General features: G+C 74.5%; 24 protein-coding genes and 1 riboswitch. Of the genes, 8 read left to right on the forward strand and 16 right to left on the reverse strand.

All coding sequences use genetic code 11. From position 1 onward, the window contains the following. Positions 1–7: 7 nt before the first annotated feature. The 6 genes from ftsR to QUG92_RS08305 form a co-directional block, all read right to left on the reverse strand. Positions 8–712 carry a transcriptional regulator FtsR gene (gene ftsR, locus QUG92_RS08280; RefSeq protein ID WP_182047915.1) on the reverse strand — a complete coding sequence of 235 codons (705 nt, stop codon included), beginning with the start codon at positions 710–712 and terminating at the stop codon, positions 8–10. After that, positions 712–1,191 carry an FHA domain-containing protein gene (locus QUG92_RS08285; RefSeq protein WP_182047916.1) on the reverse strand — a complete coding sequence of 160 codons (480 nt, stop codon included), beginning with the start codon at positions 1,189–1,191 and terminating at the stop codon, positions 712–714. Before QUG92_RS08285 ends, ftsR begins: the two co-directional genes overlap by 1 nt. 193 nt (positions 1,192–1,384) lie before the next feature. Continuing rightward, positions 1,385–2,983, reverse strand: coding sequence for a chitinase (locus QUG92_RS08290; protein WP_289458683.1), 1,599 nt, complete (start codon positions 2,981–2,983; stop codon positions 1,385–1,387). Beyond that, a complete protein-coding gene (locus QUG92_RS08295) occupies positions 2,983–5,430 on the reverse strand; it encodes a glycosyltransferase family 2 protein (protein ID WP_289458684.1) in 2,448 nt (815 codons plus the stop codon). Before QUG92_RS08295 ends, QUG92_RS08290 begins: the two co-directional genes overlap by 1 nt. Before the next feature lie 413 nt (positions 5,431–5,843). Continuing rightward, entirely contained in the window at positions 5,844–6,824 is a 981-nt protein-coding gene (locus QUG92_RS08300; protein ID WP_182046301.1) for a FecCD family ABC transporter permease, read from the reverse strand. Further along, positions 6,821–7,873 (reverse strand): FecCD family ABC transporter permease, encoded by a 1,053-nt coding sequence (locus tag QUG92_RS08305; protein WP_069711186.1) that lies wholly within the window; start codon positions 7,871–7,873, stop codon positions 6,821–6,823. The genes QUG92_RS08300 and QUG92_RS08305 overlap by 4 nt, the downstream gene beginning before the upstream one ends. A 189-nt stretch (positions 7,874–8,062) precedes the next feature. On the opposite strand from QUG92_RS08305, the gene QUG92_RS08310 reads away from it, so the two are divergent. Further along, complete coding sequence (locus QUG92_RS08310) at positions 8,063–9,571, forward strand: S1C family serine protease (protein ID WP_289458685.1); 1,509 nt, start codon at positions 8,063–8,065, stop codon at positions 9,569–9,571. A 13-nt stretch (positions 9,572–9,584) separates the two neighbouring features. Here the strand turns inward: QUG92_RS08310 and QUG92_RS08315 are convergent, their stop codons facing one another. Both QUG92_RS08315 and QUG92_RS08320 read right to left on the reverse strand, forming a co-directional pair. Next, positions 9,585–10,742, reverse strand: coding sequence for a hypothetical protein (locus QUG92_RS08315; protein ID WP_289458686.1), 1,158 nt, complete (start codon positions 10,740–10,742; stop codon positions 9,585–9,587). A 107-nt stretch (positions 10,743–10,849) separates the two neighbouring features. Further along, positions 10,850–11,110 (reverse strand): hypothetical protein, encoded by a 261-nt coding sequence (locus tag QUG92_RS08320; RefSeq protein WP_289458687.1) that lies wholly within the window; start codon positions 11,108–11,110, stop codon positions 10,850–10,852. Between the two features lie 44 nt (positions 11,111–11,154). Here QUG92_RS08320 and QUG92_RS08325 point away from each other — a divergent pair, with 44 nt between their 5' ends. After that, positions 11,155–11,517, forward strand: a complete 363-nt coding sequence (locus tag QUG92_RS08325; RefSeq protein WP_069711189.1) for an RNA-binding S4 domain-containing protein — start codon at positions 11,155–11,157, stop codon at positions 11,515–11,517. 23 nt (positions 11,518–11,540) lie between these two features. On the opposite strand, the gene QUG92_RS08330 is transcribed toward QUG92_RS08325, so the two are convergent. From QUG92_RS08330 to QUG92_RS08340, 3 genes are all read right to left on the reverse strand, one after another. Then, a complete protein-coding gene (locus QUG92_RS08330) occupies positions 11,541–12,488 on the reverse strand; it encodes a J domain-containing protein (protein ID WP_182046304.1) in 948 nt (315 codons plus the stop codon). A 209-nt stretch (positions 12,489–12,697) separates the two neighbouring features. Next, a complete protein-coding gene (locus tag QUG92_RS08335) occupies positions 12,698–13,450 on the reverse strand; it encodes a phosphotransferase enzyme family protein (protein WP_182046305.1) in 753 nt (250 codons plus the stop codon). Between the two features lie 169 nt (positions 13,451–13,619). After that, positions 13,620–14,558, reverse strand: a complete 939-nt coding sequence (locus tag QUG92_RS08340; RefSeq protein ID WP_289458688.1) for an NUDIX domain-containing protein — start codon at positions 14,556–14,558, stop codon at positions 13,620–13,622. Positions 14,559–14,649: 91 nt separating this feature from the next. Next, a riboswitch (TPP riboswitch) is annotated at positions 14,650–14,745 on the forward strand. On the opposite strand from QUG92_RS08340, the gene thiM reads away from it, so the two are divergent. The 3 genes from thiM to thiD all read left to right on the forward strand — a co-directional run bounded on the left by thiM (position 14,734) and on the right by thiD (position 17,752). Continuing rightward, positions 14,734–15,591, forward strand: a complete 858-nt coding sequence (thiM, locus tag QUG92_RS08345; protein WP_289458689.1) for a hydroxyethylthiazole kinase — start codon at positions 14,734–14,736, stop codon at positions 15,589–15,591. (Overlaps the previous riboswitch by 12 nt.) Continuing rightward, the gene (gene thiE / locus QUG92_RS08350; RefSeq protein WP_182046308.1) at positions 15,588–16,256 is read left to right on the forward strand and encodes a thiamine phosphate synthase; all 669 of its coding nucleotides are present in this window, start codon (positions 15,588–15,590) and stop codon (positions 16,254–16,256) included. Before thiM ends, thiE begins: the two co-directional genes overlap by 4 nt. 17 nt (positions 16,257–16,273) lie before the next feature. Next, positions 16,274–17,752 (forward strand): bifunctional hydroxymethylpyrimidine kinase/phosphomethylpyrimidine kinase, encoded by a 1,479-nt coding sequence (gene thiD, locus QUG92_RS08355; protein ID WP_289458690.1) that lies wholly within the window; start codon positions 16,274–16,276, stop codon positions 17,750–17,752. 77 nt (positions 17,753–17,829) lie between these two features. On the opposite strand, the gene QUG92_RS08360 is transcribed toward thiD, so the two are convergent. The 4 genes from QUG92_RS08360 to QUG92_RS08375 all read right to left on the reverse strand — a co-directional run bounded on the left by QUG92_RS08360 (position 17,830) and on the right by QUG92_RS08375 (position 19,741). Further along, positions 17,830–18,339 (reverse strand): metallophosphoesterase family protein, encoded by a 510-nt coding sequence (locus QUG92_RS08360; RefSeq protein WP_289458691.1) that lies wholly within the window; start codon positions 18,337–18,339, stop codon positions 17,830–17,832. Next, complete coding sequence (locus tag QUG92_RS08365; protein ID WP_289458692.1) at positions 18,336–18,824, reverse strand: MarR family winged helix-turn-helix transcriptional regulator; 489 nt, start codon at positions 18,822–18,824, stop codon at positions 18,336–18,338. Before QUG92_RS08365 ends, QUG92_RS08360 begins: the two co-directional genes overlap by 4 nt. An 88-nt stretch (positions 18,825–18,912) precedes the next feature. Further along, positions 18,913–19,374, reverse strand: a complete 462-nt coding sequence (locus tag QUG92_RS08370) for a VOC family protein (RefSeq protein ID WP_289458693.1) — start codon at positions 19,372–19,374, stop codon at positions 18,913–18,915. Between the two features lie 55 nt (positions 19,375–19,429). After that, positions 19,430–19,741 carry a GNAT family N-acetyltransferase gene (locus QUG92_RS08375; protein WP_353062841.1) on the reverse strand — a complete coding sequence of 104 codons (312 nt, stop codon included), beginning with the start codon at positions 19,739–19,741 and terminating at the stop codon, positions 19,430–19,432. A gap of 41 nt (positions 19,742–19,782) precedes the next feature. Between QUG92_RS08375 and QUG92_RS08380 the strand changes: the two genes are divergently transcribed. Next, positions 19,783–20,430 carry an NADPH-dependent F420 reductase gene (locus QUG92_RS08380; RefSeq protein WP_182046313.1) on the forward strand — a complete coding sequence of 216 codons (648 nt, stop codon included), beginning with the start codon at positions 19,783–19,785 and terminating at the stop codon, positions 20,428–20,430. 163 nt (positions 20,431–20,593) lie between these two features. Continuing rightward, on the forward strand, positions 20,594–21,733 hold the full coding sequence (locus tag QUG92_RS08385; RefSeq protein ID WP_289458694.1) for a hypothetical protein: 1,140 nt from the start codon (positions 20,594–20,596) through the stop codon (positions 21,731–21,733). 44 nt (positions 21,734–21,777) lie between these two features. Here the strand turns inward: QUG92_RS08385 and QUG92_RS08390 are convergent, their stop codons facing one another. Next, complete coding sequence (locus tag QUG92_RS08390) at positions 21,778–22,635, reverse strand: LysR substrate-binding domain-containing protein (RefSeq protein WP_069711201.1); 858 nt, start codon at positions 22,633–22,635, stop codon at positions 21,778–21,780. A gap of 148 nt (positions 22,636–22,783) precedes the next feature. Here QUG92_RS08390 and QUG92_RS08395 point away from each other — a divergent pair, with 148 nt between their 5' ends. Then, positions 22,784–24,109 (forward strand): MFS transporter, encoded by a 1,326-nt coding sequence (locus QUG92_RS08395; protein WP_182046315.1) that lies wholly within the window; start codon positions 22,784–22,786, stop codon positions 24,107–24,109. Positions 24,110–24,209 lie beyond the last annotated feature (100 nt).

Genomic DNA, 24,209 nt, shown 5'->3' on the forward strand with positions numbered 1-24,209 from the left:
GTGACGCTCATGCGTCGAGGCGACCGATCGCCGCGCGGATGAGGTTCGACCGGACGACCTCGAGGTGCCCGGCGATCTCGCGGGCGAGCTCGTTGGCCTTGGCGCGCGACGTCGCGTCGCCCCGGCGGGAGACCGGCATGAGCGCCGACTCGATGAGCCCGACCTCGCGGTCGACGACGCCGCGCATGGTGCGCAGGTGCCGCGGCTCGATGCCGGTGCGCTGCAGGTCGACGAGCGCCCGGAGCACCGCCACGGCGTCGTCGCCGTAGGTGTCGGCCGCCGGCAGCAGCGAGGCGGAGACCGCGTCGCTCAACAGCATCGGGCTCGCGCCGGCCGCGCGGACGGTCTCGTCGCGGGTGTACCGGCGCTCACGCCCGAGGATCGACGGCCTCGGCGCATCACCGCCGCCGGGGAGGACCGGATCGCGTCCGGCGTCGAGGTCGGCGAGGTAGTCCTTGATGACCTTGAGCGGGAGGTAGTGGTCGCGCTGCAGGCCGAGGACGATCCGGAGCCGCTCCACGTCGGCCCCCGAGAACTTCCGGTAGCCGCTGGCCGTGCGGACCGGGGTGACGAGCTCGCGTTCCTCGAGGAAGCGGAGCTTCGAGCTCGACAGGTCCGGGAACTCGGGCTTGAGCCGCGCGAGGACCTGCCCGATGGTGAGCAGGTCCGGCACCGCGGACCCGGTCCGGGCCGCGGCGGACCGCGCTGCCACTACGCGGTCGCCAGGCGCGCCAGGTCGACCCGGGATGCGTAGAAGGTCAGGCGGAACTTGCCCACCTGCACCTCGGCGCCGTCGGTGAGCAGTGCCTCGTCGATGCGGACACCGTCGAAGTACGTGCCGTTCAGCGATCCGTTGTCCCTGACGCTGAAGGCGGTGCCCTGACGGATGAACTGGGCGTGCTTCCGCGACACGGTGACGTCGTCGAGGAAGATGTCCGCGTCGGGGTGTCGACCCGCGGTGGTGACGTCGGAGTCCAGGAGGAACCGCGCACCCACGTTCGGACCGCGACGGACCACGAGCAGCGCCGACCCGGAGGGCAGGGCGTTGACCGCGTCGCGCTCCTCGGCCGAGACACCGGACTCGGCGGTGAGCGCCGCGCCCATGTCCATGCTGAAGGTCAGGGTCGTGTCGACCAGCCGCTGTTCCGGTGTCTTCTGACCACCCGGCTGCGGGACCACTGGCTCTGGCATCGTGGACCTCCTCCTCTTGGCGCACCAGCGTATCGGAAACGGGTGGTGGTGCGGGAGCCCAGAACGGGGCCTGGGGAGAACTGGACAGGACGCGCTCAGCGAACACACCGCCGCGACCCAGCCGACGGACGGGAGGCGCGGGGCGGACCCGCACCGCGCCTCCCGTCCGACACGTGGTCGCGGCTGCCTGCGCTCAGGACGCCGGCGTCGCCGTCGCGGTCGCCGACGGGGCCGGTTCCCCCGAGGCGAGCGCGTCGAGGATCCTGCGCACCTCGGCGTCCTTGAGCCGCACCCAAGGCGAGCCGTCCGGATCGCTCGTCGACGCCTCGGGGCTGTCGCCGGTGTTCCACCACTTCGACTGGTACGGGATGCCGTGGAACAGGACGCGGGCGCCCGTGTCGTACTGCTTCGTCCCGGACCACGCGGCGTAGGTGCCGTCGGGCAGGGTGAGCGGTTCGACGGGCTTCTCCCCCGGCAGCACCGGTCCGATGATCTGCCACGGCGTCTCGTAGGCGCTGAGCACCGGGTCGTCGGGCAGGTCGCCGGACGTCCACCACTTCGCCTCGTAGACGTTGTGGTGCCACACCACCTTGGTGCCCTCGAGGTAGGACGCGTCCTGGTCCCAGACGGGGTAGGGACTCGTCCTCGGGTCGTCCGTGGGCTGCTCGGTGGCCGAGGGCTCCGCCTCGGTCACGTCCGATGCCGCCGCGACGATCCCGCCGCCGAAGCCCTTGCCGAGCACGTCGGCGAACAGCAGGCCGTCCTGGTCGATCCCGGAGCACGAGTTCGAGACGGTCGACAGGTTGACGTAGTTCGAGCCGCACGTCGTGTCGCGGTTCAGCGACCACATCGACATCCGTCCCAACCCGCGGTCCCGCGCCCAGGCGTTGAGCTTCCGGGCGTCGCTCAGCGAGAACACCTCGTCGCGGACGTCGTTCTGCCCGATCATCGGCGTCGCCCCGACCTTGTGCCAGAGGGAGTCGTCACCGAGGGGCGTCCCGGCGCGCTGGTAGAGGACGCCGAGCTGGCGCTGGACCTCCTGCAGCGCCTGCACGGAGGCCGAGTACATGCTCTGGCTCGACCCCTTGGCCGCGCCGTAGTCCATCGTCATCGCGTTCACCCCGGCGAGGTCCACGCCGGCGGCGAGGAACTGCGCGACCGCGGTGGTGCCGTCCTCGGTGAGGCCCGTCGGCGCGGCCGGCAGCGTGAGCCACACCGCGAGCGGGTGGCCGGCGGCCCGGCGCTCCTCCTGGAGCGCCGCCACCGCCTTCGCCCGCCGCTCCCCCGCGGCGCGGTTCGTGAGGTCGTCGCCCTCGACGTCGAAGTCGACGGTGGACAGGTCGTAGCGGTCCACGACCTGCCGGTAGGCACCGAGCAGGTCGGACGCCTTCGTGCAGGTGGTGGCGAGCTCGTCGTTCGCGAGTCCACCGAACGAGACGCCGACCTCGCCGTGCTGCTGCTGCAGGCGGGCGACGCGTCGGTCGAGGTCGAGCTGGTCCGCCGCACCCTGCAGCGAGTAGTACGAGCCCCACGTCGGCGAGCAGGCGTCGTCGTGGTCGGCCACGACGAAGGACAGCATCACGTTGCGGCCCTTCGTCGACTTGACGTCCTCGAACGCGAAGACCGGCGTCGCGGTCACGTCCGTGTAGGCCGCGAACCACGCGGGCTGCCGCTCGGTCGCGCGGGCCGAGTGCCAGCGGTCGAAGCCGGCGTACCCGGCGACGGCGACCGCGGCGGCGACCACGACCGCGATGGTGACCCGGACCGGGGAGAGTCGTCTCGTCGTCGCCATCAGGCTGCGCTCCGTTCCTGGCGGGGGCCGGTCGCACCGGCCGGGGTGGAGGTGGCGGGGCGTGCGCCGGCCGCCCCGACGACGTCGGCGTCGTGCCGGACCGGCATGTTGCCGCCGCCGTGTCCGAAGTACAGCACGGCGTGCCAGTCCTCGAGGACGGGCTCGGGAGCGGGACCGACACCGTCACGACGACGTCCGTGCCGACGGCCGCCACGGGCAGCCGGATGATCGGCCCGACGAGCAGCACGACGAGCGGCACGACGGGCTGCGCGCGCCGTGGGGTCGTAGTACATCCAGCGGGTGGCCCACAGCCAGATGTCCACCACGGAGTTCCACACCCCGATGTAGGCGACGATCGCGTACGTGGCGAGGAGGGCGTTGAAGGCCGCGAAGACCGCGTTCCCCCAGTTCTGCGCGCCGTAGTCACGCACGAACGTGAACACCGAGAACGCGACGATCGCGTACGGGGCGAGGACGTACAGCGCCGGCGATGCGGTGCGGTCCCGCACCTTGGGCGTCCTGGCGAAGGGGATCTTCTTCGCCGTCAGGGCCTGCTGGATGCTCTTCAGCACGCCGGCCACGTTCACGGGCATGAGGATCAGGTTGAAGCCGTAGATGCGGAAGACGTCCGTGCGCTTGTACCCGCAGTACTTCAGGTCGCTCGACAGCAGCCAGAAGTACGGCAGCGCGGCGAGCAGGACCATCGGGCTGAGCAGTCGCGAGTCGTACGGGTAGGCGAGCAGGAAGATGAGCCCGAAGGACGCCCACGCGATCGACGCCATGTAGTTCACGCGGAGGGACATCTCGACGATGCCGACACGCTCCCCGCGTGCGCGGCGCTCGCGGACCTGCCGGATGTACTTCGGCAGGATCAGGAGCCCGCCGTTCGCCCAGCGGCGTCGCTGGACGACGAGCGAGCCGAAGTCCGGGGGCGTCGCGCTGTACGACAGTCGCTCCGGGTAGTTGACGAGCGTCCAGCCGTGCATGCCGAGGTCGACGCTCGACTCGGTGTCCTCGATCACGGTGCGGTCCTGGACGTAGCGCTTCACCTCGAAGCCACCGACGGTCTCGACCTCCTCGATGTCCTGGAGGGCCCGCGTGCGGATCACGGCGTTCGCCCCGACCCAGAAGGTGGCGTCGTGGCGGGACATCCCCTGGTGGAGGATGTGCTGGATGTCGGTGGTGGCGCCCGCGAGCCGTTCGATGCGCGTGGCGGCACCGCGGAAGGACGAGTACGGGGTCTGCGTCACCGCGACCCGGGCGTTCTCCGGCTGCTCGAGGAAGTAGACCAGGCGCAGGCAGTAGTCGCGGAGCAGGACCGAGTCGGCGTCGAGCGTCAGGACGTAGTCGGACGCCGGCACCACGAGGTCGGCCGCGTCCGGGTCGTCCACGGTGCGCAGGACGGTGCCGGACGCGGTCTCGTCGAACGCGTAGGCGCCGCCCATCAGGCCGATGTACGCGTTGAGGTTCATCGCCTTGTTGGCCTCGTCGGAGAGGTTCACGTACCGCTTGCGCTCGAAGGTCGTGAGTTCTGCCGTGAAGGTCCAGGCGAGCCGGCGCTGCAGCTCGAGCGCCCGGGCGGAGGTCACCTCGCTGAAGTCCTGTCCGAGTGCGACGGCGTCGGCGATCGCCGACTCCAGGGCCTGCGCGGTCAGGCCGAACTCGTCGGCGAGCCCGACGAGCACCTGGTCGTGGAAGAACCGGTCGACGTGGTCGGCGACGTCGTGCCCCCGGGCCTGGCGACGGAGCCACGCGTCGGCCCACCGGTGGTGCTCGACGAGGGTCCGGAGCGCCTGCGTGCTCGCGAAGGGCGCTGCGTCCGCCTCGACCTCGGCCGAGAACAGCGCCTCGTGGAACCGGCGGGAGGGAGCTTCGAGCTGCTCCTGGATGCGGCTCGCGACCGCGCGCGTGCGCTCCAGCCGGTCGAGCGTCTCCGGGTCGGTCGGGAAGGGTGCGTCGTCGACCAGCAGCACGATCCGCAGGGACGGGTACTCCTGCAGCGCCGCCGACCACAGGGTGGTCGCGACGACGTCCGGCTCCTCGGCGTAGCTCGGCACGAGGACGGTCATCGGTGCGTCGTGGCCGGACGCGAAGTGCCGGTCGAGCTCGGCGCGCGGGACCCGCACGTGGCTCGCGAAGCGCTCCATCGCGCCCTGGCGGGCGACCAGGTGCATGAGCGCGGAGAAGGTCAGGAAGGTGACGACCACGAGGTACGAGAGCGCCTCGGTGGTGAAGCGGAAGCTCTCGGTGCCGTAGTCGAGGAACTGGCGGATCACGGTGTAGACGACGTACGCCAGCCAGAAGGCGATGGTCAGGATGATCGCCACCCGGCCGGAGACGAGCTTCCGGTCGGAGGGACGTGCGTGCAGGGTGTCGAGCGGACGGGTGCGGCGCTCCGCCCCCCACTGGCGTCGGCGCGTCGGTGCGCCGGCGGACGGATCGGGCATGGCAGTCCTTCGTTCCGTCCGGACCAGCGCTCCGTCGGGTCGGGCGCTGTCGGGGGTCCGGCCGGTCGGGACGAACGTACGAGAGATCCAGCCGCGCGCCGACACCCGAACGGGGGGTCTGGGCGGTCGCGTGCGGGATCGCGCAGCGCGGTGCGGCATCGCGTGACGCCGCGCGGGTCCGCGCAGGGGCGCACCGCACGCGCGTCCTGACGGGACCACCTGACGAACGGGAGGCGCGGTGCGGGCTGGTCCCGCGCCTCCCGTCCGACCGTGCGCCCGTCCCTTCCCAGAACAGGTGTCGTGGAATGCGGGAACGGGCGTACCTGGTGCTCCTAAACCGCCGAGTACGCCCGGAAGCACCGGGTACGCCCGGGAGCACCGGGCTAGCGAGCGGACGGAAGGGCCCCCCACGCCTACCGGCCGCGCGCCAGCAGCCAGAGCAGGTACGGCGCCCCGACGACACCCGTGACGACCCCGACGGGCAGCGCGTTGCCCGGGATCGCGAACTGCGCCAGCAGGTCGCTCGCGAGCGTGATCACCGCGCCGACCGCGGCGACGGCCCCGAGCGCGACGCGACCGTTCCCGACGAGCCGCCGGGCGACCGGTGCCGCCATCAGCGCGACGAACGCGACCGGGCCCGCGGTCGCGACCGCGCCGGCGGTCAGGCAGACGGCGGTGAGCAGCAGCAGGACCTTGGCGCGGTCCGGCCGGAGCCCGAGGGCGGCGGCGACCTCGTCCCCGAGCGCGAGGACGGTGAGGCGACGGGACTGCACGAGCGCCGCGGCGAGGAGCACGACGACGGCGACCCCGAGCACGCCGACGAGCGTGCGGTCCACGGCGTTGAGGCTGCCGGACAGCCACAGGAGCGCCGTGCCCGCCTGCTGGACGGTGCCGGACGTCAGCATCCACCCGGTGATGCTCAGGCAGATCGCCGCGACCCCGATGCCGACGAGCACCACGCGGTTGCCGGTGATGCCCCGGCGCCAGGACAGGGCTGCGATCACGACCGAGACGAGGACGGCACCGACGACCACGGACCCGAACAACGCACCGCCGCTGGCCCCGAAGAGGACGATCGCGGTCAACCCGGAGGCGCTCGCCCCGGAGGTGATGCCGATGACGTCGGGGCTGGCGATCGGGTTCCGGACGACGCTCTGCACGATGCCGCCCGCCGCACCGAGGGCCGCGCCGACGAGCACGGCTCCTGCGACGCGGGGCCCGCGGAGCTGCCCCACGACGAAGTCCGAGACGGTGTCGCCGTGCCCGACGAGGGCACCGGCCACCTGCAGCGGCGAGAGCGGGATCTCCCCGACCCCGAGGCCGACGAGCACCAGGGCGACGAGCAGCAGGAGGACCGCACCGAGGACGGTGACCTCGCGGCGGACGGCGCTCACAGGCCGGTCACCACCCGCGAGCGGACCAGCCAGATGAACACGGGTGCGCCGATGAGCGCGGTGACGATCCCGACCTGCAGCTCCCCCGGGTACGCGACGACGCGGCCGATCACGTCGGCGACGAGCAGGAGCGCGGGCGCGACGAGGGCGGACAGGAGGATCGTCCAGCGCTGGTCGGGTCCGCTCAGTCGACGGACGGCGTGCGGGACCGCGAGGCCGACGAACGCGACCGGTCCGGCCGCGGCGACGGCGGAACCGGCCAGCAGGACCGTCACGACCCCGCCGACGATCCGCACGAGCACGACGCGCTGCCCGAGGGACGCCGCGAGCTCGTCGCCGAGCGCGAGCGTGTTGAGCGAGCGGCCGAGCCCGACGGCGACCACCAGCCCGACGAGCACCGGGACGGCGATGACCCCGGCGGTGCCGAGGTCCTTCCCGGCGAGCGCCCCGACCTGCCAGAAGCGCAGCTGGTCGAGGAGGCTCTGGCTCGACACGAGGACGGCGGTCGTGACGGACGAGAGCGCCGCGGCGACGACCGCCCCGGCGAGGGCCAGCCCGACGGGCGACAACCCGCGTCGGGCCACCGCCGCGACCGCGTAGACGAGCAGCGCGGCGAGGCCGGCACCGACGAAGGCGAACGGCAGGTAGGCCGCGGTGCCGCTGATCCCGAAGACCGCGATGCCGACGACGACCGCGAGCGCCGCACCGGCGTTGATGCCGAGGATGCTCGGGTCGGCCAGCGGGTTCCTGGTGACGCCCTGCATCACCGCGCCCGCGACACCGAGGGCGGCTCCGGCGAGGAGGCCGACGACGGTCCGGGGCACGCGGTTGCCGAGGACGATGAGGCCGACGTCGTCCTGCCGGCCCGGGTGCAGCACGGCGTCGAGCACCGTCCCGAGCGGGATCGGCCGGGAGCCGAACGCGATCGACAGGGCGACGGCCACGGCCAGCGCGACGACGGCGACCACCGCGGCGCCGACGAGCCGGGAGCGGGACGCCGGCTCCGGTCGGGGTCGCAGGACGGGGGTTCGGGGGGACGACGCGCGCATGGGAGGTCAGGCAAGCCTAACCGCGACCGTCGCACGGCGGGCCCCGAGGAACCCCTGAGCACCCGCCGGGCTCGTTCATAGGGTCGTCATGGGTTCGGGTCCTGTACTGGTCTCCGTCGACGCCCGCCCGGGTCGTCGAGGAACGGATCGACACCCCACGGGTGGTCGAGGGACGACCGGAGAGCACCGATGAACGAGAACCCCGCCGACGACCAGCGCGCGACCGACGGCCCCGCCTGGGAGGCCCCGCACGCCGACCGCACGACCCTCCGGCCGGCGTACGCCTTCGACGGCAGCGGCCCGTACCTCTACGGCCCCGACGGTTCCGGCCCCTACGCCTACACGCCGGACGGCCGCGGGCCGTACCTGCTCGGCAGCAGTGCGCTGGGCGGGAGTGCACTGGGCGGGACCGGCACCCCGCAGACCGCGTGGACCGCCGGAGCGGCGGCGGCGAACCACCCGGGGGCGGGGCGTCCCCGTCGCCTCGGGCTCCTGATCGGCTCGGGCGTCGCCGCCCTCGCGATCATCGGCGCCGCGGGCGGGACCGCGCTCGGGCTCTCCTCGCACGGCACGACCACGACCTCGAGCCAGTCGCAGGGCTCCACGACCCTGCCCGGCGGTGGGAGCGGGACGGGCGGCGGCACGAACGGCTTCACCGTCCCCGGGTACGGCGGCGGGACCGGCGGACTCGGGGACGGGAGCACCGGGGACGGGAGCACCGGGGACGGCAGCACCGGCAGCGGCGGCACGGGGACGGGCACCACCGAGTCCGCGGCGACCCCCGCGACGGCCGCACAGAAGCGGGGCGTCGTCACGATCGACACGGTGTTGAACTACGACACGTCGTCCCAGGCCGCGGGCACCGGGATGGTGCTGACGTCCGACGGCACCGTCCTGACGAACAACCACGTGGTGCAGGGCGCCACGAGCATCACGGTCACCGACGAGACCACGGGCAAGGAGTACCGCGCGCAGGTCGTCGGGACGGACGCGACGCACGACGTCGCGGTCCTCAAGCTCGAGGACGCCTCGGGCCTGTCGACGGTCACGCTCGACGACGACGGCGAGCCGGCGACCGGCGACGCCGTGACGGACGTCGGCAACGCGGAGGGCACCGGGAACCTCGTGGCCGCGGCGGGGACGGTGACGGCGCTCGACCAGGACATCCAGGTGCAGAGCGAGTCCGGCACCGGGACCGAGTCGCTGCAGGGCCTCATCCAGGTGGCGGCCGACATCGTGTCGGGTGACTCCGGCGGCCCGGTGCTCGACAGCGAGGGCGAGGTCGTCGGCATGGCCACGGCGGCGTCCTCGGGCTCGGCCGAGGTCACCGGGTACGCGATCCCGATCACGACCGCGAAGGCGATCGCCGACAAGATCCTGGCCGGGGAGTCCTCGGACACGATCACCATCGGCCTGCCGGCGTTCCTCGGCGTGCAGGTCGGGTCGAGCGGCACGACGCAGACCGGCGGCGGCGTGGCGGTGGCGGGCACGGTCGAGGGATCCGGCGCCGCCGCGGCCGGGCTCGTCGCCGGCGACACCATCACGAGCCTCGACGGCACGGCGGTCGCCAGCAGCGATGCGCTGACCGCGGCGGTGCAGTCGCACGCGGTGGGCGACCGGGTCGTCGTCGGGTACACCGACGCCAGCGGCGCCGCGAAGACCGTGACCGTCACGCTGACGGCCGGTCCGGCGGCCTAGCCCGGCAGCGGGTTCAGCCCAGCAGCGCCCGCACCACCGACCGGTACACGTTGGCCGGGGAGTCCGTCCGCAGGGACGTCTCCCCGGCCGTCGTGCGTCCGACGCGCGCGAAGCCGATGCCCTCGGCGTGCACGACGACGACGGGCTCCGGCCGCCCGGGACGCCGGAGCGACGACACCGTCCACGGAGCCGCCCAGAAGCGCGCGAGCCGGGGGTCCTCCGCGGCGAGGGCCGCCGGCAGGTCGGTCCCGGTGCCGGCCGTCCCCGTCCGGCGGGCGAGCAGGTCGGACGGGACCGACCCCGTGCGGAACGGGAAGGTCCACGTCGGACGGATGCCGAGCCTCCCGGCCGCCACCGCGACCACCTGCTCGGCGGGGAGCCGGGCGACCGTCCCGCCCGTCTCGTCGGTGCCGTCCACGACGGTCTCCGACCAGGCCTGGAGGCGCGTGGTCCGTCCGTCGGGCAGGTGCTGGTCCAGCGTGACCGGCTCGACCGCGTCGGCCCAGGGGGCGAGGAGCTCCTGCGTCGGCTCGGGGAGCGTCCCGAGCCGACCGACCAGACCGGTCTGCACGAGCTCGCGGCCCGCGGGCGACCGCAGGAGCGCCGGGTTCCACCGACGTCCGGCGAGGCTCCAGAGCGTCGTGAGCGCCGCGGCGCCGAGGTGCACGCCGTCGAGCTGCGGGGCCGGCGCGGCGGCGGGCAGCGCCTCGAGCTCGCGCTGCGGCCGGACCGGGGTCGGCTCCGTCGCGCGGACGGACTCGAGGACGGCGGAGACGAGGTCGTCGGTCGCCAGCATCCGGGCGAGCGGCCGCTCGACCGTGAGGTCGACCCGGTGCCGTCCGGTGACGAACAGCAGGTGGGCGCCGGCGACGTCGCCGTCCTCGTCGGGTCGGACGTACTCGACCAGGCGCGCGGGTGCCCCGGCGGTCGTCCACGGGTCGCACCCGATGAGCCGGAGCCCGTCGACCGACCCGGGCAGCCGTTCGAGCAGCCCGGCGTGCTCCTCCGCGATCGTGCGGTCGGACGGCCGGGAGCGCACCGTCAGCACGACGTCGTCGCCGGTCAGCCGGAGGTCCGCGCGCGGGGCGTCCTCGCGGCGCCAGTGGTCCGGGCGGTGGAGCGTCAGGCGGGGGGTTCGGTCCTCGGTGCCGAGCGGGACGGGGACGGCCATGCTCCGAGGCTACGTCGGGGGCACCGCGCGGCCCGGGACGGCTCGCCGGGCGCGGTCGTCTGCGGGCCAGGGGCCGGGCGACACGTCGTCCGGGGGCGGCACGTCGTTCAGGGCCGGGGCCGGCGCGGTGCTGGTGGCGGTGGGACCGGCTTGGCGGCGACGACGTCGGCGAGCGGGACCTCGTCGGGGCCGCGGCGGGTGTCGATCGTCACCGTCGTCGCGGAGCGGGAAGCCAGCGTGCCGAGCGCGTCGCGGGCACCGTCGCCGTGGCGGGCGCGCACGACGAGCCGGTCGCCGATCGCCGCGTCGCGCAGGACCCCGAGCGCGAGGGCACGGGCGAGGGCGTCCTGCTCGAGCGGTTCCGGCACGGGGTCGAGCGTAGACGCCGAGCGGGCCCGCCTAGGGTGGGGGCATGGAGAAGGCACGCGTCGACAGCTGGATCTGGGCGGTGCGGATCACGAAGACCCGCTCCGCCGCGACCACCGCGTGCAAGGCCGGCCACGTCCGGGTCAACGGCGAGCGGGCGAAGCCGGCGCAGCCGGTCGGCCCCGGGGACGAGGTCCGGGTGCGGCAGCACGGCTTCGACCGGATCGTCGTCGTCACCGGGATCGTCGTCAAGCGCGGGAGCGCCGCCGAGGCCGCGAAGCACTTCGAGGACCGGACGCCGCCGCGCCTGCCGAAGGAGGAGGCGGGGTTCGTCCCGATGCGCGACCCGGGTGCCGGGCGCCCGAGCAAGCGGGAGCGCCGCGACCTCGAGAAGCTCCGCGGGTACTAGTCGCGGTCCGGCCCACGGTCAGCTCAGACGAACCGGACGGTCTGCTGCAGGCGGTCGCGGACGTCGAACACGTCGACCGAACCCTCGGGCGACCAGACACCGTTGAGCACCTGGCCGAGGGCGCTCCGTCGGACCACGAGCGCCGTCGGCTTCCGGGGCGAACCGACGACCTGCACGTCCTCGTCGACCGCGGCGTCCGGCACGACGAGCAGTCGGCCGGTGAACTTGACGCGGGTCTGCTTCTGCACCGCCCGTGCGGCGCGGACGAGCTCCTTCACCGGGCGCTCCCCGGGTGCCAGGGTCTCCCCCGCGATCTCCCCGTGCTCGATGCGGACCGGTGCGCCCCAGTCGATGGACTCGACGGCCCACAGGCCGCTCGGGGTGAGGACGGCGTGGTCGAGCTTCCCCTCGGCTCCGGCGTCCAGGTCGTGCCACACCGTCACGCCGATGCCCATGTCGGCGACGATCGCCGCCGTGGCCTCCTCGGCGAGGGCCTCGCCCAGGAGCCGACGGATGTGCCGCGGTGCCGAGCGGACGAGCGCCGGGTCGTACGGGTCCTCGATCGGGTCGCCGAGGCCGACCCACTCGCGCTCGGCCTGCAGGAAGACCTCGCGGGACCGGCCGCCGGGGTGACCGTGGGACCGGGCACGCGGGCGGGAGTCGCGACGCGCTGCCGGCGGTGCGTAGGCGTCGCGGCCGGAGTCGGGCCTCCAGGCCGCGGAACCGGACGGACCGGACGCGCCCTGCGGGGTCGACGTGCGGGAGCCCGCGTCGTAGGCGCGGCGCGCTGCGGGCGTGCCGATGCGCTCCCAGGCGACCTGCACCTGGCGGAAGCGCTGGGCGTCCCCGCCGAGGTCCGGGTGCGTCTCGCGGGCGGCCCGGCGGTACGCGCGGCGGAGTGCGTCGTCGTCGGCGGACGAGGGGACGCCGAGCACCTCGTACGGGGTGGCGTCGGCCGGGCTGTCGGTCATGGCCCGACGACACTACCCGAGGCACCTTCGGAGTCCGCCGCGTGCCCGCTGGGAGCTGGCGGGGGGCCCGGTGCGCGCCGCTCCTCCGGCGAGACGCCGCCCCCGGGTCGAGACGCCGCCGGTTCCGACGGCGTCTCGACGGCGCACAGGTGTCTCGACAGTCCGACGGCGTCTCGACGGGTCCGGAAGGAGTGCCGGATCCGCCCGGGTCAGCGGGCGGTGACCGCCGCGCGGACGTCCTCGGCGTGCGCCTCGAGCCAGGCGACGTCCGCCCGGTACAGGTCGGCGTGGCCGTGCTCGAGGTCGCTGACGAACTTGGGGTTGCCGGCTGCGGCCTCGGTCTCCATCGTCGTGACGAGGGCGACGAGCGACGCGGTCATCGTCTCGACGAGCACGCCGCGCGACCGGTCGTCGAGGCCGTAGGCGCGGCAGAACTCCGCCGCCCGGTCGAGCCGTTCGTCGAGGCCCGGCGCGGTGCTGCCCTCGACGAGCCCCGTCGTGAAGGGCGCGAAGCGGTAGACGGCACTCGCGACGTCCCAGACACGCGGGCCCGGGTGCGCCGTGTCGAAGTCGATGAGCCCCACGGCGGCGATGCCGTCGTAGACGCAGTTGTACGGCGCGAAGTCCCCGTGCACGATCGTCTCGACCGGCAGGCGCTCGGCCTGCGACCACACGTCGGTGTCCCCGGACCGCGGGTAGGTCGCCGCGGCATCGTGGTACTGCCGCAGCAGTCGTGCGCTCGTGACGAGGGCCGCCTCGCTCGCGATCTCGGTGCTCCACGGGTAGTTGCCCGCGGTGCCCGGGACGAAGGTGACCGTCTCGAGGACGTCCCCGACGGCGATGGGCTCCGGCGCCGCCACGAACCCCTGCTCGTGCAGGTGGGCGAGCAGCCGGTGCACCGTGGGCGTCCAGGGCCCCGCGGGGCGGTGGACGCGGTCGTCGGCTCTGGTGACACGCTCCATCGTGACCTCCTGATCAGTACGTCTCCGTTGACGTGGGTGCCAGCGTATCCGTCCGGCTCCCGGTCCTGTCCGGGTGGCGTGTGAACATCACGTCACACGACCGTGTGCGTCCCCGGGACGGACGGCGTCCCGCACGGGGTGGACGGCGTCGCGCGCGGTGACGTCGTGTTCAGGCCCCGACGGACGCCGTCCGGTCCCGGAACCAGCCCGGTCCGCGGACCTCGGCGCCGAGGGCCTCGACGCGCGCCCGGAGCTCGCGGTCCGCCGTCACCACGACGACCGGCGCGTCCCCGGCCGCCACCGCCGCCCGGGTGGCCGCGACGACGGCGTCGTCGCCCGATCCCGCCGCACGCACGACCTCGACCGCGGCACCCGTCGCGACGCCGCCGGCCCGGCCCGGGTCGGTGCCGACGCCCGCTGCCCGCGCCGCGCCCTCGAGCACCACGGTCCACCGGGGCCACCACCGGGCGAACGGCAGCCCCAGCCCGTCCGCGTCGGTGCCGACGGCGGCGAGCGCCGTCACGGCGGACAGCAGCCGGTCCGCGGCACCCGCTCGGTCGCGCCACCAGCCGTCGGGCACGCTGCCCACGACGTTGGCCGCGTCGACGACCACGTGCGGCACGGTCGCGATCGATGCGCGCAGCGCCGCCCAGGACGCCCCGAAGCCCGGGTGCAGGGGCAGGTCGTCCACCTCGGCGACCGGCACCCAGGACAGCGCGAGGCTCTCCCGGTCGGCGATCACCGGTTCGAACGGCTCGCGTGCCCGTCCGACGACGGTCGTGTAGGTCCAGAAGCCCAGGTCGAGCACCGCCGCGTGCCGGAGTGCGATGCCGTCCTCGGGCACCCCCGCCTCCTCGGCGGACTCGCGGAGCGCCGCCGCGACGGCGTCCTCGCCCTGGTGCCGCGCACCGCCGGGGATCCCCCACGTGCCCCCGTGGTGGCTCCACTCGACGCGGTGCTGGAGCAGCACCCGCCCGGCCCCGTCGTCGACGAGCAGCCCGGCCGCGCCGAAGCGGCCCCAGGCCTTCGTCCCGTCCGGGCCGTACGCCCAGGCGTCGCCGGGGTCGCGGGGACCGGTCGGAGGGCCGGGAGGGGTCGCAGCAGGCACCCGTCAACCCTGGCACACGGCACCCGCCCGATGTCCGGATCCGCCCCGTACGACGTCGCGCGACGTGTCACGGGACGTCGTGTACGGTGACGACCGAGACACGGGGTGCCGCACCGAGCGGCTGAGATCACACCCGTCGAACCTGCTCGAGCTCGTACTCGCGAAGGGATCGTCCATGCACACTGCTGCGCCCGTACCCCCGTCCCCGGACTGGGCCGACCGCACCGCCGCGCTGCTCGAGGGGGTGCGTGCCCGCGGCCCCCTGGTGCAGTGCATCACGAACACCGTCGTGCAGAACGTCACGGCGAACGTCCTCCTCGCGCTCGGGGCGTTCGCCGCGATGGTCGACGTCACCACCGAGGCCGGCGCGTTCGCCCGGGTCGCCGACGCCCTGCTCGTCAACACCGGGACACCCCACCCCGAACCGCGTGCCGCGTCGCTCGAGGCCGCGCACGCGGCACACGACGCCGGCACCCCGTGGGTGCTCGACCCCGTCGCGGTCGGCTCGCTGCCGGTGCGCACGGCCCTGGCCCGCGACCTGCTCGCGCTCCGGCCGACGGTGCTCCGCGGCAACGCGTCCGAGGTCCTCGCCCTCCTCGGCGGGTCCGCCGGCGGGCGCGGGGTCGACAGCACCGCGGGTCCGGACGACGCACGTGCGGCCGCGGTCGCGGCGACGGACGGGAGGACCGTGGGCGCCCTGGCGGTGTCCGGTCCCGTCGACCTGCTGGTCGCGCCGGGCACGGGTGTGGTCCGCGTGGCGAACGGCACCCCGCTGCTGACCCGCATCACCGGCGGCGGCTGTGCCCTCGGCGCGGTGGTCGCGGCCTTCACCGCGGTCGCCCCGGAGGACCCGGGTGCCGCCGCGGTCGCCGCGACCGCGGTCCACACGATCGCGGCCGAGCTCGCCGCCCGCGACGCCGGCGGACCGGGCACCTTCCAGCCGCTGTTCCTCGACCGGCTCGCGACCCTGACGCCCGAGGACGTGGTCCGCGAGGCCCGGATCACGACCGAGCCGACGGCGGTGTCGGCGTGAGCGCCACGACGGACGTCGGCGTCTACCTGGTGACCGACGGGCCGCTCGCCGACCGCCACGGACTCGGTGTGCTCGGCGTCGTCCGCGCCGCCGTGGCCGCCGGGGTCCGGACGGTGCAGGTCCGCGACAAGGACGCCTCCGCTCGGGACCTGCTCGCGCTCGTCGCCGCGGTCGCGGACGCCGTGGGCGACCGGGCCACGGTGGTGGTCGACGACCGCCTCGACGTCGCGCTCGCCGCACGGCACAGCGGACACCGGGTGGCCGGGGTGCACCTCGGACAGTCGGACGTCCCGGTGACGGCCGCGCGGGCGCTCCTCGGTCCGGACGCCCACGTCGGGCTGACCGCGAACACCCCGGCGCACGTCGCCGTCGTCGCGGGGCTCCCCCGCGGCACGGTCGACCTGCTCGGGGTCGGGGTCGTCCACCCGACGACGACGAAGGCGGACCACCCGCCGGCACTCGGGCACGCGGGCTTCGCGGACATCGCCGCGCTGGCCCGCCGCTCCGGCGTGCCGTGCGTGGCCATCGGCGGGATCACGCTGGCGGACGTCGCACCCCTGCGGGCCGCGGGCGCCGCCGGGGTCGCCGTCGTGTCCGGCATCTGCGCGGCAGCGGACCCCTACGCGGCCGCGGCCGCACACGTCGACGCGTGGACGCTCCGGTGACCGGGAGCGTCCCCCGCGTGCTCAGCATCGCGGGCACCGACCCGACCGGCGGCGCGGGGCTGCAGGCCGACCTCAAGGCGATCGCCGCGCTCGACGGGTACGGCATGGGCGTCGTGACGGCACTCGTCGCGCAGAACACGCACGGTGTCCGCTCGGTGCACGTCCCCGATCCGACGTTCCTGCGGGCGCAGCTCGACGCGGTGTCGGACGACGTCGTCGTCGATGCGGTCAAGATCGGGATGCTCGGCACCGCCGAGGTCGTCCGCACCGTCACCGCGTGGCTCCGCGAGCACCGTCCGCCCGTGGTCGTCGTCGACCCGGTGATGGTCGCGACGAGCGGCGACCGGCTGCTCGACCCGTCCGCCGCGACGGCGATGGGCGACCTGTTCGCCCTGGCCGACCTGGTCACCCCGAACCGGGCCGAGCTGACCGAACTGGCCGTGCTCGCCGGAGCGTCCGGGACGATCGACCGCACGACCACCGACCGCACGCCCACCGACCTCGCACTGCTCGTCGCCCGACGGTGGGACGTCCTGGTGCTGGCGAAGGGCGGGCACGACCACGGGCCGACCGCGGACGACGTGCTCGTCGCACCCGACGGCACGACCCGGACCTTCACCGCGCCGCGCGTCGACACGACGAACACACACGGCACCGGGTGCTCCCTGTCGAGCGCGATCGCGACGCTCGCCGCGGACGCCGGCGACTGGGAACTGGCGGTCGGCGGTGCGAAGACCTGGTTGACCGCGGCGCTCCGCGGCTCCGACGCCCTGCACGTCGGTACGGGCAACGGGCCGGTCGACCACGGGGCGGCGGCACGTGCCGCCCGGCCGCCGGTGGTCTGGACGGACCGCTGGTGGGACGACGTGGCGGCGACGCTCGACGAGGTCCTGGCGTGCGACTTCCTGGTCGCCCTGCGCGACGGCACCCTCGACGAGGACGTGTTCGCCGGGTACCTCGCGCAGGACGTCCACTACCTGCGGGCCTACGAGCGGCACCTCGCCCGGCTCGCCGACGTGTCGGCCGGGCCGGCGAGCACCTCCTGGGCGGCTGCGGCGCAGGGCTGCGCGGACGAGGCCCGCGACCTGCACCACCGCCGCCTGGCGGGTTCGCACGCGGAGGACCCGGTCCACCCGACGTGCGCCGGCTACCTCGCGCACCTGCAGGAGGCGGCCGACTCGGGTTCGGCCGCCGTCCTCGCCGCCGCCGTCCTGCCGTGCTTCCGGGTGTACGCGTGGGTCGGCACCCGACTCGGGCAGGCGCCGGAGGGACACCCCTTCGCGGACTGGCTCGGGGCGTACGGCGACCCGGGGTTCGCGGCCGCGAGCGCCGAGGCGACCGCGATCGTCGAGGAGCTCGCGGCCGCGGCAGACCCCGACGAGCGCGGCCGGATGACGCGTGCCTTCCGCCGGTCCACCGAGTGGGAGGCCGCGTTCTTCCGGATGCCCACGGAGGCCGCGGCGGCGGAGTCGGAGGCGGCGGAGGAGCCGGCCTGACCGGAGCACCCGCGCCGTGGACGCACCACGGGACGGACGGGAGGCACCCGGCGGGCCCGCCCCGCGCCTCCCGTCCGTCAGCGCGCAGCCGGCGGCAACCGGACCAGCTCGACCGTCAGGTCGCGCCCGTCGACCGTGCCGCGCATCCAGGTGAAGTCGGGCTGCCGCCGTCGGTCCGTCGGCGACCCGGGGTTGAGCAGCCGCATCCCCGACGGTGCGACGGAGTCCCACGGGATGTGCGAGTGCCCGAAGACGAGCACGTCGGTGTCCGGGTGCGCCGCGTCCGCCCGGCGCTCCCGCCCGGTCGCGGCACCGGTCTCGTGCACCAGCGACCAGCGCAGGTCCTCGACGGTGAAGCGCGCCACGAGCGGCAGGCGGTCGTCGAACGCCGGGCCGTCGTTGTTGCCGCGGACGCCCGCGAACCGGCGGGCCCGGCCCTGCACCGCGTCGAGCGTCGCGAGGTCGACCCAGTCCCCCGCGTGCACGACGAGGTCCGCCGTGTCCACGTCGGCCCAGAGCGGTGCCGGCAGGTCCTTCGCGCGCTTCGGCAGGTGGGTGTCGGACAGCAGGACGAACGAGGTCGTCACGACGCGGCGGGGTCCCGATCGGCGGCGCGCGCGGGCATGGGCAGGCCCGCCTCGTCGGCGGCGCCGAGTCGTTCGAGCAGGCCGGCGAGGAGCGCGATGTCGTCGTCGGACCACTCGGCGAGCCGTTCCTCGAGCGCGTCCCGGTGCAGCCGGACCGAGCGCTCGAGGGCAGCGCGGCCGGCGTCGGTGACCTCGAGGGGCTTCGCGTTGCCCGAGCCGCCGTCCGTCGTGCGGACCAGGCCCGCGGCGAGCAGGCCGGAGAGCTGCCGTGAGATGGTCGAGCGGTTCAGGCGGAGGTACCGCGCGATGTCGATCGCCATGCACCCGGGGTGCTCGACGACGAAGTCCACGAGCGACTGGTCGACGACGCTGAGCACCAGGTCGTCGCCGCGTGCGCGGATGCTCGCGCGTCGGGTGATGCGCGAGAGTTCCGTGTAGGCGCGTCCGATGTCGGCGTTGCGGACGTCCGGGCCCGGGCTGCTCATCGCGGTCTCCAGCCTGTCACTGCGGGCGCCGGGTCCCCGGCGCTGGTCGGGTCCCGCCACTGTACCGGCGGGCGTGCTCGGGTCGGACTCAGCGGCCCGCCGCGGCGGCCTGGAGCGCCGGGATGTCGAGCTTGACCATGTCGCGCATCGCGGCGAAGACCCGGGCGTTCGCGTCGGGGTCGCCGCCGCCGGTCATCAGGTCGCCCATCATCGACGGGGTCACCTGCCACGCCAGGCCCCAGCGATCGTGGAGCCACCCGCAGGCGAGCGGCCGACCGCCGTCGGCGAGCAGCGCGTCCCAGACCCGGTCGAGCTCGTCCTGCGTGTCGACGTCGACCTGGAACGAGACGGCGTCGGTGTGCGGGTGCCCGGGGCCGCCGTTCATCGCGCGGTACGGCTGGCCGAGCAGGGTGAACTCGACGACGAGCGCGGTGCCGTCGGGGGTGCGGGCGACGCTGTCGACCCGGCTGTCCGGGAAGAGCTCCGTGTAGTACGTCGCGGCCTGCTCGGCCTGGTCGTCGTACCAGAGGAACGGGGTGATCGTCGGCATGGTGTCTCCCAGCGGGACGGGCCGACCGCGACGCTGCGGCCGGTCGGGGTGGGTCTCAGTCCGCCGTGCCGCGGCTGAGGAGGTGGGCCTTGTCGGGGTGCTCGTCGAACCACTTGCCGACGAACCAGCACATCGGCACGATGCGCTTCGTGGTGCGGGCCTCGACGTCCGCGACGGCGTGCTCGACGAGCTGCGCCGCGTAGCCGTGGCCGCGGTGCGACGGCACCGTGTACGTGTGCGGGAACGACACCGCGTCGTCGGTGGCCCGGCGGTCGAGGACGCTCACGAGCTCGCCGTCGACGTACATCGCGTAGCGGTCGCGGTCGGTCTCGTCGCGGAACTCGTGGGCCATGGCGCCATCATGCACCCGCGGGGAATGCGCCGCACGGAGGCGCGTTGCACGGTGCCATGACAACCATCGGCATCATCGGAGCAGGCAACATCGGATCCCAGCTCGCACGCCTCGCGGTGCAGCACGGCCACCAGGTCGTGATCGCGAACTCGCGCGGACCGGAGACGCTGCAGGACCTCGTCGCGGAGCTCGGCGACGGTGCCCGCGCGGCGACCCGTGACGAGGCGGCAGCGGCCGGCGAGATCGTCGTCGTGACCACCCCGCTCGCGGCGATCGAGACGATCCCCGTCGAGCCCCTCGTCGGCAAGGTCGTCGTGGACACGAACAACTACTACCCGCAGCGCGACGGTCACATCGCGGCGCTCGACGACGAGACCACCACGACCGCGGAGCTCCTGCAGGACCACCTGCGCGGTGCCCGGGTCGTCAAGGCGTTCAACCACATCGCCGCGCCGGCGCTCACCGACGAGGCCACCCCGGCCGGTACCGCCGACCGTCGCGCACTCGTCGTCGCCGGTGACGACGCCGACGCCAAGCGCGTCGTGTCCGACCTGATCGACGCGTTCGGCTTCGACGTCGTCGACGCCGGTCCGCTCGCCGAGGGGTGGCGCATCCAGCGCGACACCCCCGGCTACGTGACGCGCTTCACGGCCGACGAACTGCGCGCGAAGCTCGCCGAGGCGAAGCGCTACCGCGACATGTAGTCGCCGCAGCTCCAGGAGCCCCGGGCGGCTCCGCACAGCCGGACGGCGCTGTGCGGGGCCGCCCGTGGCGTCTTCCGGACACACCCCCGGAACTGGGGCTGCGCCCCGGTGCATGCGGACGGATAGAACTGACGATGGATCAGCAGACCGAGGGAGCACGGAAGTGGCGCTGCACCGCATGTCGGACCGGGACCGGCCGCGTCGAGCGGTCCCCGCGTGGGTCGTCGCGCCCCCGGAGGACGCGACCGGAGACGTCGGCCGGGAGGACCGTCCCACCTCCGCCGCCCACCCGTCGGCCGCCGACCCGGTCGCCAGCGGCCCCGCACCCGCCGCCGTCGCGACGATCGCGCCCGCCGGCACGCTGCCCGGGGTCCTGACCGGTCCGCTGCCGGACGGCGACGTCGTCGTGCCCGACTACCCGCCGCAGGAGCACCTGCTCCCGCCGGCCCCCACGTCCCCCGCCGTGCAGGTCGCCCCGTTCGACACCGCCCCGCTGCCCGTGTCGCCCGCCGAGGCCACCGGTGCACCGCTGACGCCCCCGACCGACCCGACCCACCCCGCCGTCACGCACCCGGTCGCGGCACGACCCGCTCCGCCGGCCGCCCCGGTCGTCGGGCAGCCGCGCTTCTCGGTGCCCGGTCTCGAGCACGTCGTCGTCGAGGGCACCGAGCCGGAGCCCTCGGGGCCGATCGGCTACCGGACGCCCGCGCGCTTCGCCCGGCAGCAGGCACCGCAGCCCGTCGTGGCCGACCCCGCGACGACGCCGTTCGACGCGATCATCGCTCCGCTGGCACCGACTCCGCAGTCGCAGTCGCCGAGCCCCGCGGACGGCTCCGCCGCCCCCGCGGACACCGCCACGGCCGACGACGAGACCGGAACACCGTCGGAGGATCCGACCGAGGCGGAGGCGAGCGGACCCGACCAGGGCGCGACGGGCCTCCCGGCCGCAGGTCGAGCGTCCCGTGACCGCAGCCGGACCGCGATCGGTGCCGCTCCGGCCGCCGTCCTCGGTGCGGTGACCGGCGCGGGTGCCCTCGGGCTGGCCGCCTGGTGGTTCACCGCCCCGGCGACCCTGCACGCCACCGGGCTGGTGCTCGGTGTGCTGGCCCTGATGCTCTCCGGGACGGCGCTGCGCAGCTCCTCGGCGGCGTGGCAGCGGCCGGTCGCCCTGCTCGGCGCCGTGCTCGGCGGGGTGGGCACGCTCGTGCTGCTCTGGGCGCTCGCGACGGCGCTCCTGCCGCTCGCCGGTGTGACGCTGCCGGACCTCACCGGTACCGGCGTCGTGCCGACGGTCGCGCCGTAGGGCGCGGGCGGGTCCGCGTACGACACCGCGCGTCACAGCGCGTGTCAGACCGCGCGGACGACGCCGCGCGACAGGATCGCGCTCGTCAGGGCGTCGATCGGCTCCCGCTGCACCGTCGGGTTGGCGATGAGCACGTAGTCGACGGCGGGCAGGTCCGGCAGCGACAGGCGCTGCGAGACCTTGACGAGGTCGGCCGGGATGAGCGAGTGCGGGAAGACCGCGACGCCGATGCCGGCCCGCACGGCGGCGAGCACCCCGTTGACGTCGCGCGTGTTGCAGGTGATCCGCCACGTCCGCCCCGCGGCCTCGAGGGCGTCGATCGCCATCTGCCGGCTGATGCTCGGCGCCTGGTAGGCGATCAGCGGGACGGGTTCGTCCCGCTCGAGGGCGATGCCGTCCTGCGCCATCCACACCATCTGGTCGGTGGCCACGCGCGTGCCCTCGGCGGACTCCCCCGCGGTCTGCTTGATGAACACCAGGTCGAGCTGACCCGCGTGCACCCGGCGGAGCAGCGGCGCGGACTGGTTCACCGTGAGCTCGAGGTTGACCTGCGGGTGCAGGCGGCGGAAGTCGCGGAGGATCCGCGGCAGCTGGGTGATCGCGAGGTCGTCCGCCGCCCCGAAACGCAGACGGCCCCGGGTCGCCGCACCCGAGAAGTAGGCGTCGGCCGTCGCGTGCGCCGCGAGGATCGACCGTGCGAAACCGGCCATCGCGTCGCCGTTGTCGGTGAGCGCGACCCCGCGGGTGTCCCGGGCGACGAGGGTGCGGGCGACCGCCGTCTCGAGCCGCCGGACGTGCTGCGAGACCGTCGGCTGGCTGATGCCGAGGCGCTGACCGGCGAGCGTGAAGCTGCCGGTCTCGGCGACCGCGAGGAACGTGCGGAGCAGGACCGGGTCGAGCACGGTGGACCTCCCGTCGGGACCGGGTCGTCCGACCGGCCATTCGACATCGCAATGGACTGATAGCCACCATAGGGGTGTCGAATGTGTCGGCACCACGTAGTTTCGCAGGGGAACGAAACCGCCCCCGACGATCCGGAGCCCCACCACCGTGAGTGCGTCATCGACGACCCTCCCCCCACCCACCGAACCGCTCCCGATCCAGGCCGACCGACCGCCGTGGCGCCACACGCTCATCGCCCTGTCCGTGCCGAACTTCCGCCTGTTCACCGCGACGAACCTCGTCGCGATGACCGCCGGGTGGATGCAGCGCATCGCCCAGGACTGGCTCGTCCTGCAGCTCACCGGGTCGGTCGCGCAGGTCGGCATCACCGTCGCCTGCCAGTTCGCGCCGATGCTGCTGTTCGGGCTCTGGGGCGGGGTGCTCGTCGACCGGTTCTCGAAGCGGGCGCTCATGATGATCACGCAGGGGGCCTTCGCCCTGCTCTCCGCGCTGCTCGCCGTGCTCACGCTCACCGGGGTGGTCGAGGCGTGGCACATCTGGGTCATCGCGTTCCTGGTCGGCGTGGTCACCGTGATCGACAACCCCGCCCGTCAGGTCTTCGTCACCGAGATCGTCGGGCACCAGCACCTGCGGAACGCCATCAGCGTGAACTCGAGCGTGTTCCAGCTCGGCGGCATGATCGGCCCGGCCCTCTCGGGTGCCCTCCTCGTCGCCGTCGGCGCCGGGTGGTCCTTCGGGGTGAACGCCGTCGCCTGCGTCGCGGTGGTCGTGACGCTCGGGTTCCTCCGCACCGCCGACCTGCACCGGACACCACCCGCGCCGCGCTCGAAGGGCCAGCTCGTCGAGGGGCTGCGCTACGCCGTGCGGAAGCCGACGATCCTGGTGCCGGTCGTCCTCATGGCGTTCTTCTCGGTCTTCGCGCTGACGATGCCGGTGCTGCTGTCCGCCTTCGCCTCCGAGGTGTACGACGTCGGCGCGGGCGGCTACGGCGTCTTCAACTCGGCGGTCGCCGTCGGTGCGCTGGCGGGGGCACTGCTGTCGACCCGGCGCGCGGTCGTCCGGCTGCGGACCATCGTCGGCGGGGTCTTCTGGACGGGCGTGCTGCTCGTGCTGTCCGGCTCGATCCCGGTGATCGCACCGTTCACGGCCGCGCTGGTGGCCGTCGGCATGTCGCAGCTGCTCTTCATGACGGCGTCGAACTCGCTCGTGCAGCTGTCGTCGAACGTGGCGATCCGCGGTCGGGTGATGTCGCTCTACGTGCTCGTGCTGCTCGGCGGCCAGGCGATCGGCGGTCCGGTCATGGGCCAGGTCGTCGACCACTTCGGGGCGCACGTCGGGATGGTCGTCGCCGGGGGCGTGCCCGCGGTGGCGGCGGTCGTCGTCGGGCTCGTGCTCGCGCGGCGCGGCGGGCTGCACCTGGCGGTCCGGATGCGGCACCACCTGCCGGTCCCCGCGATCGTCGGGCACCGGTAGCGCCGCCCGCTGCGGCGCGCTGCGGCGCGCGCTGCGGCGGCAGGACCAACGCGAGGCACGTCGCGCCACGGGACGACGTGGTGCGACGTGCCCTCCGTGG

It is taken from the genome of Curtobacterium citri, assembly GCF_030362955.1.
Lineage (GTDB): Bacteria > Actinomycetota > Actinomycetes > Actinomycetales > Microbacteriaceae > Curtobacterium > Curtobacterium citri.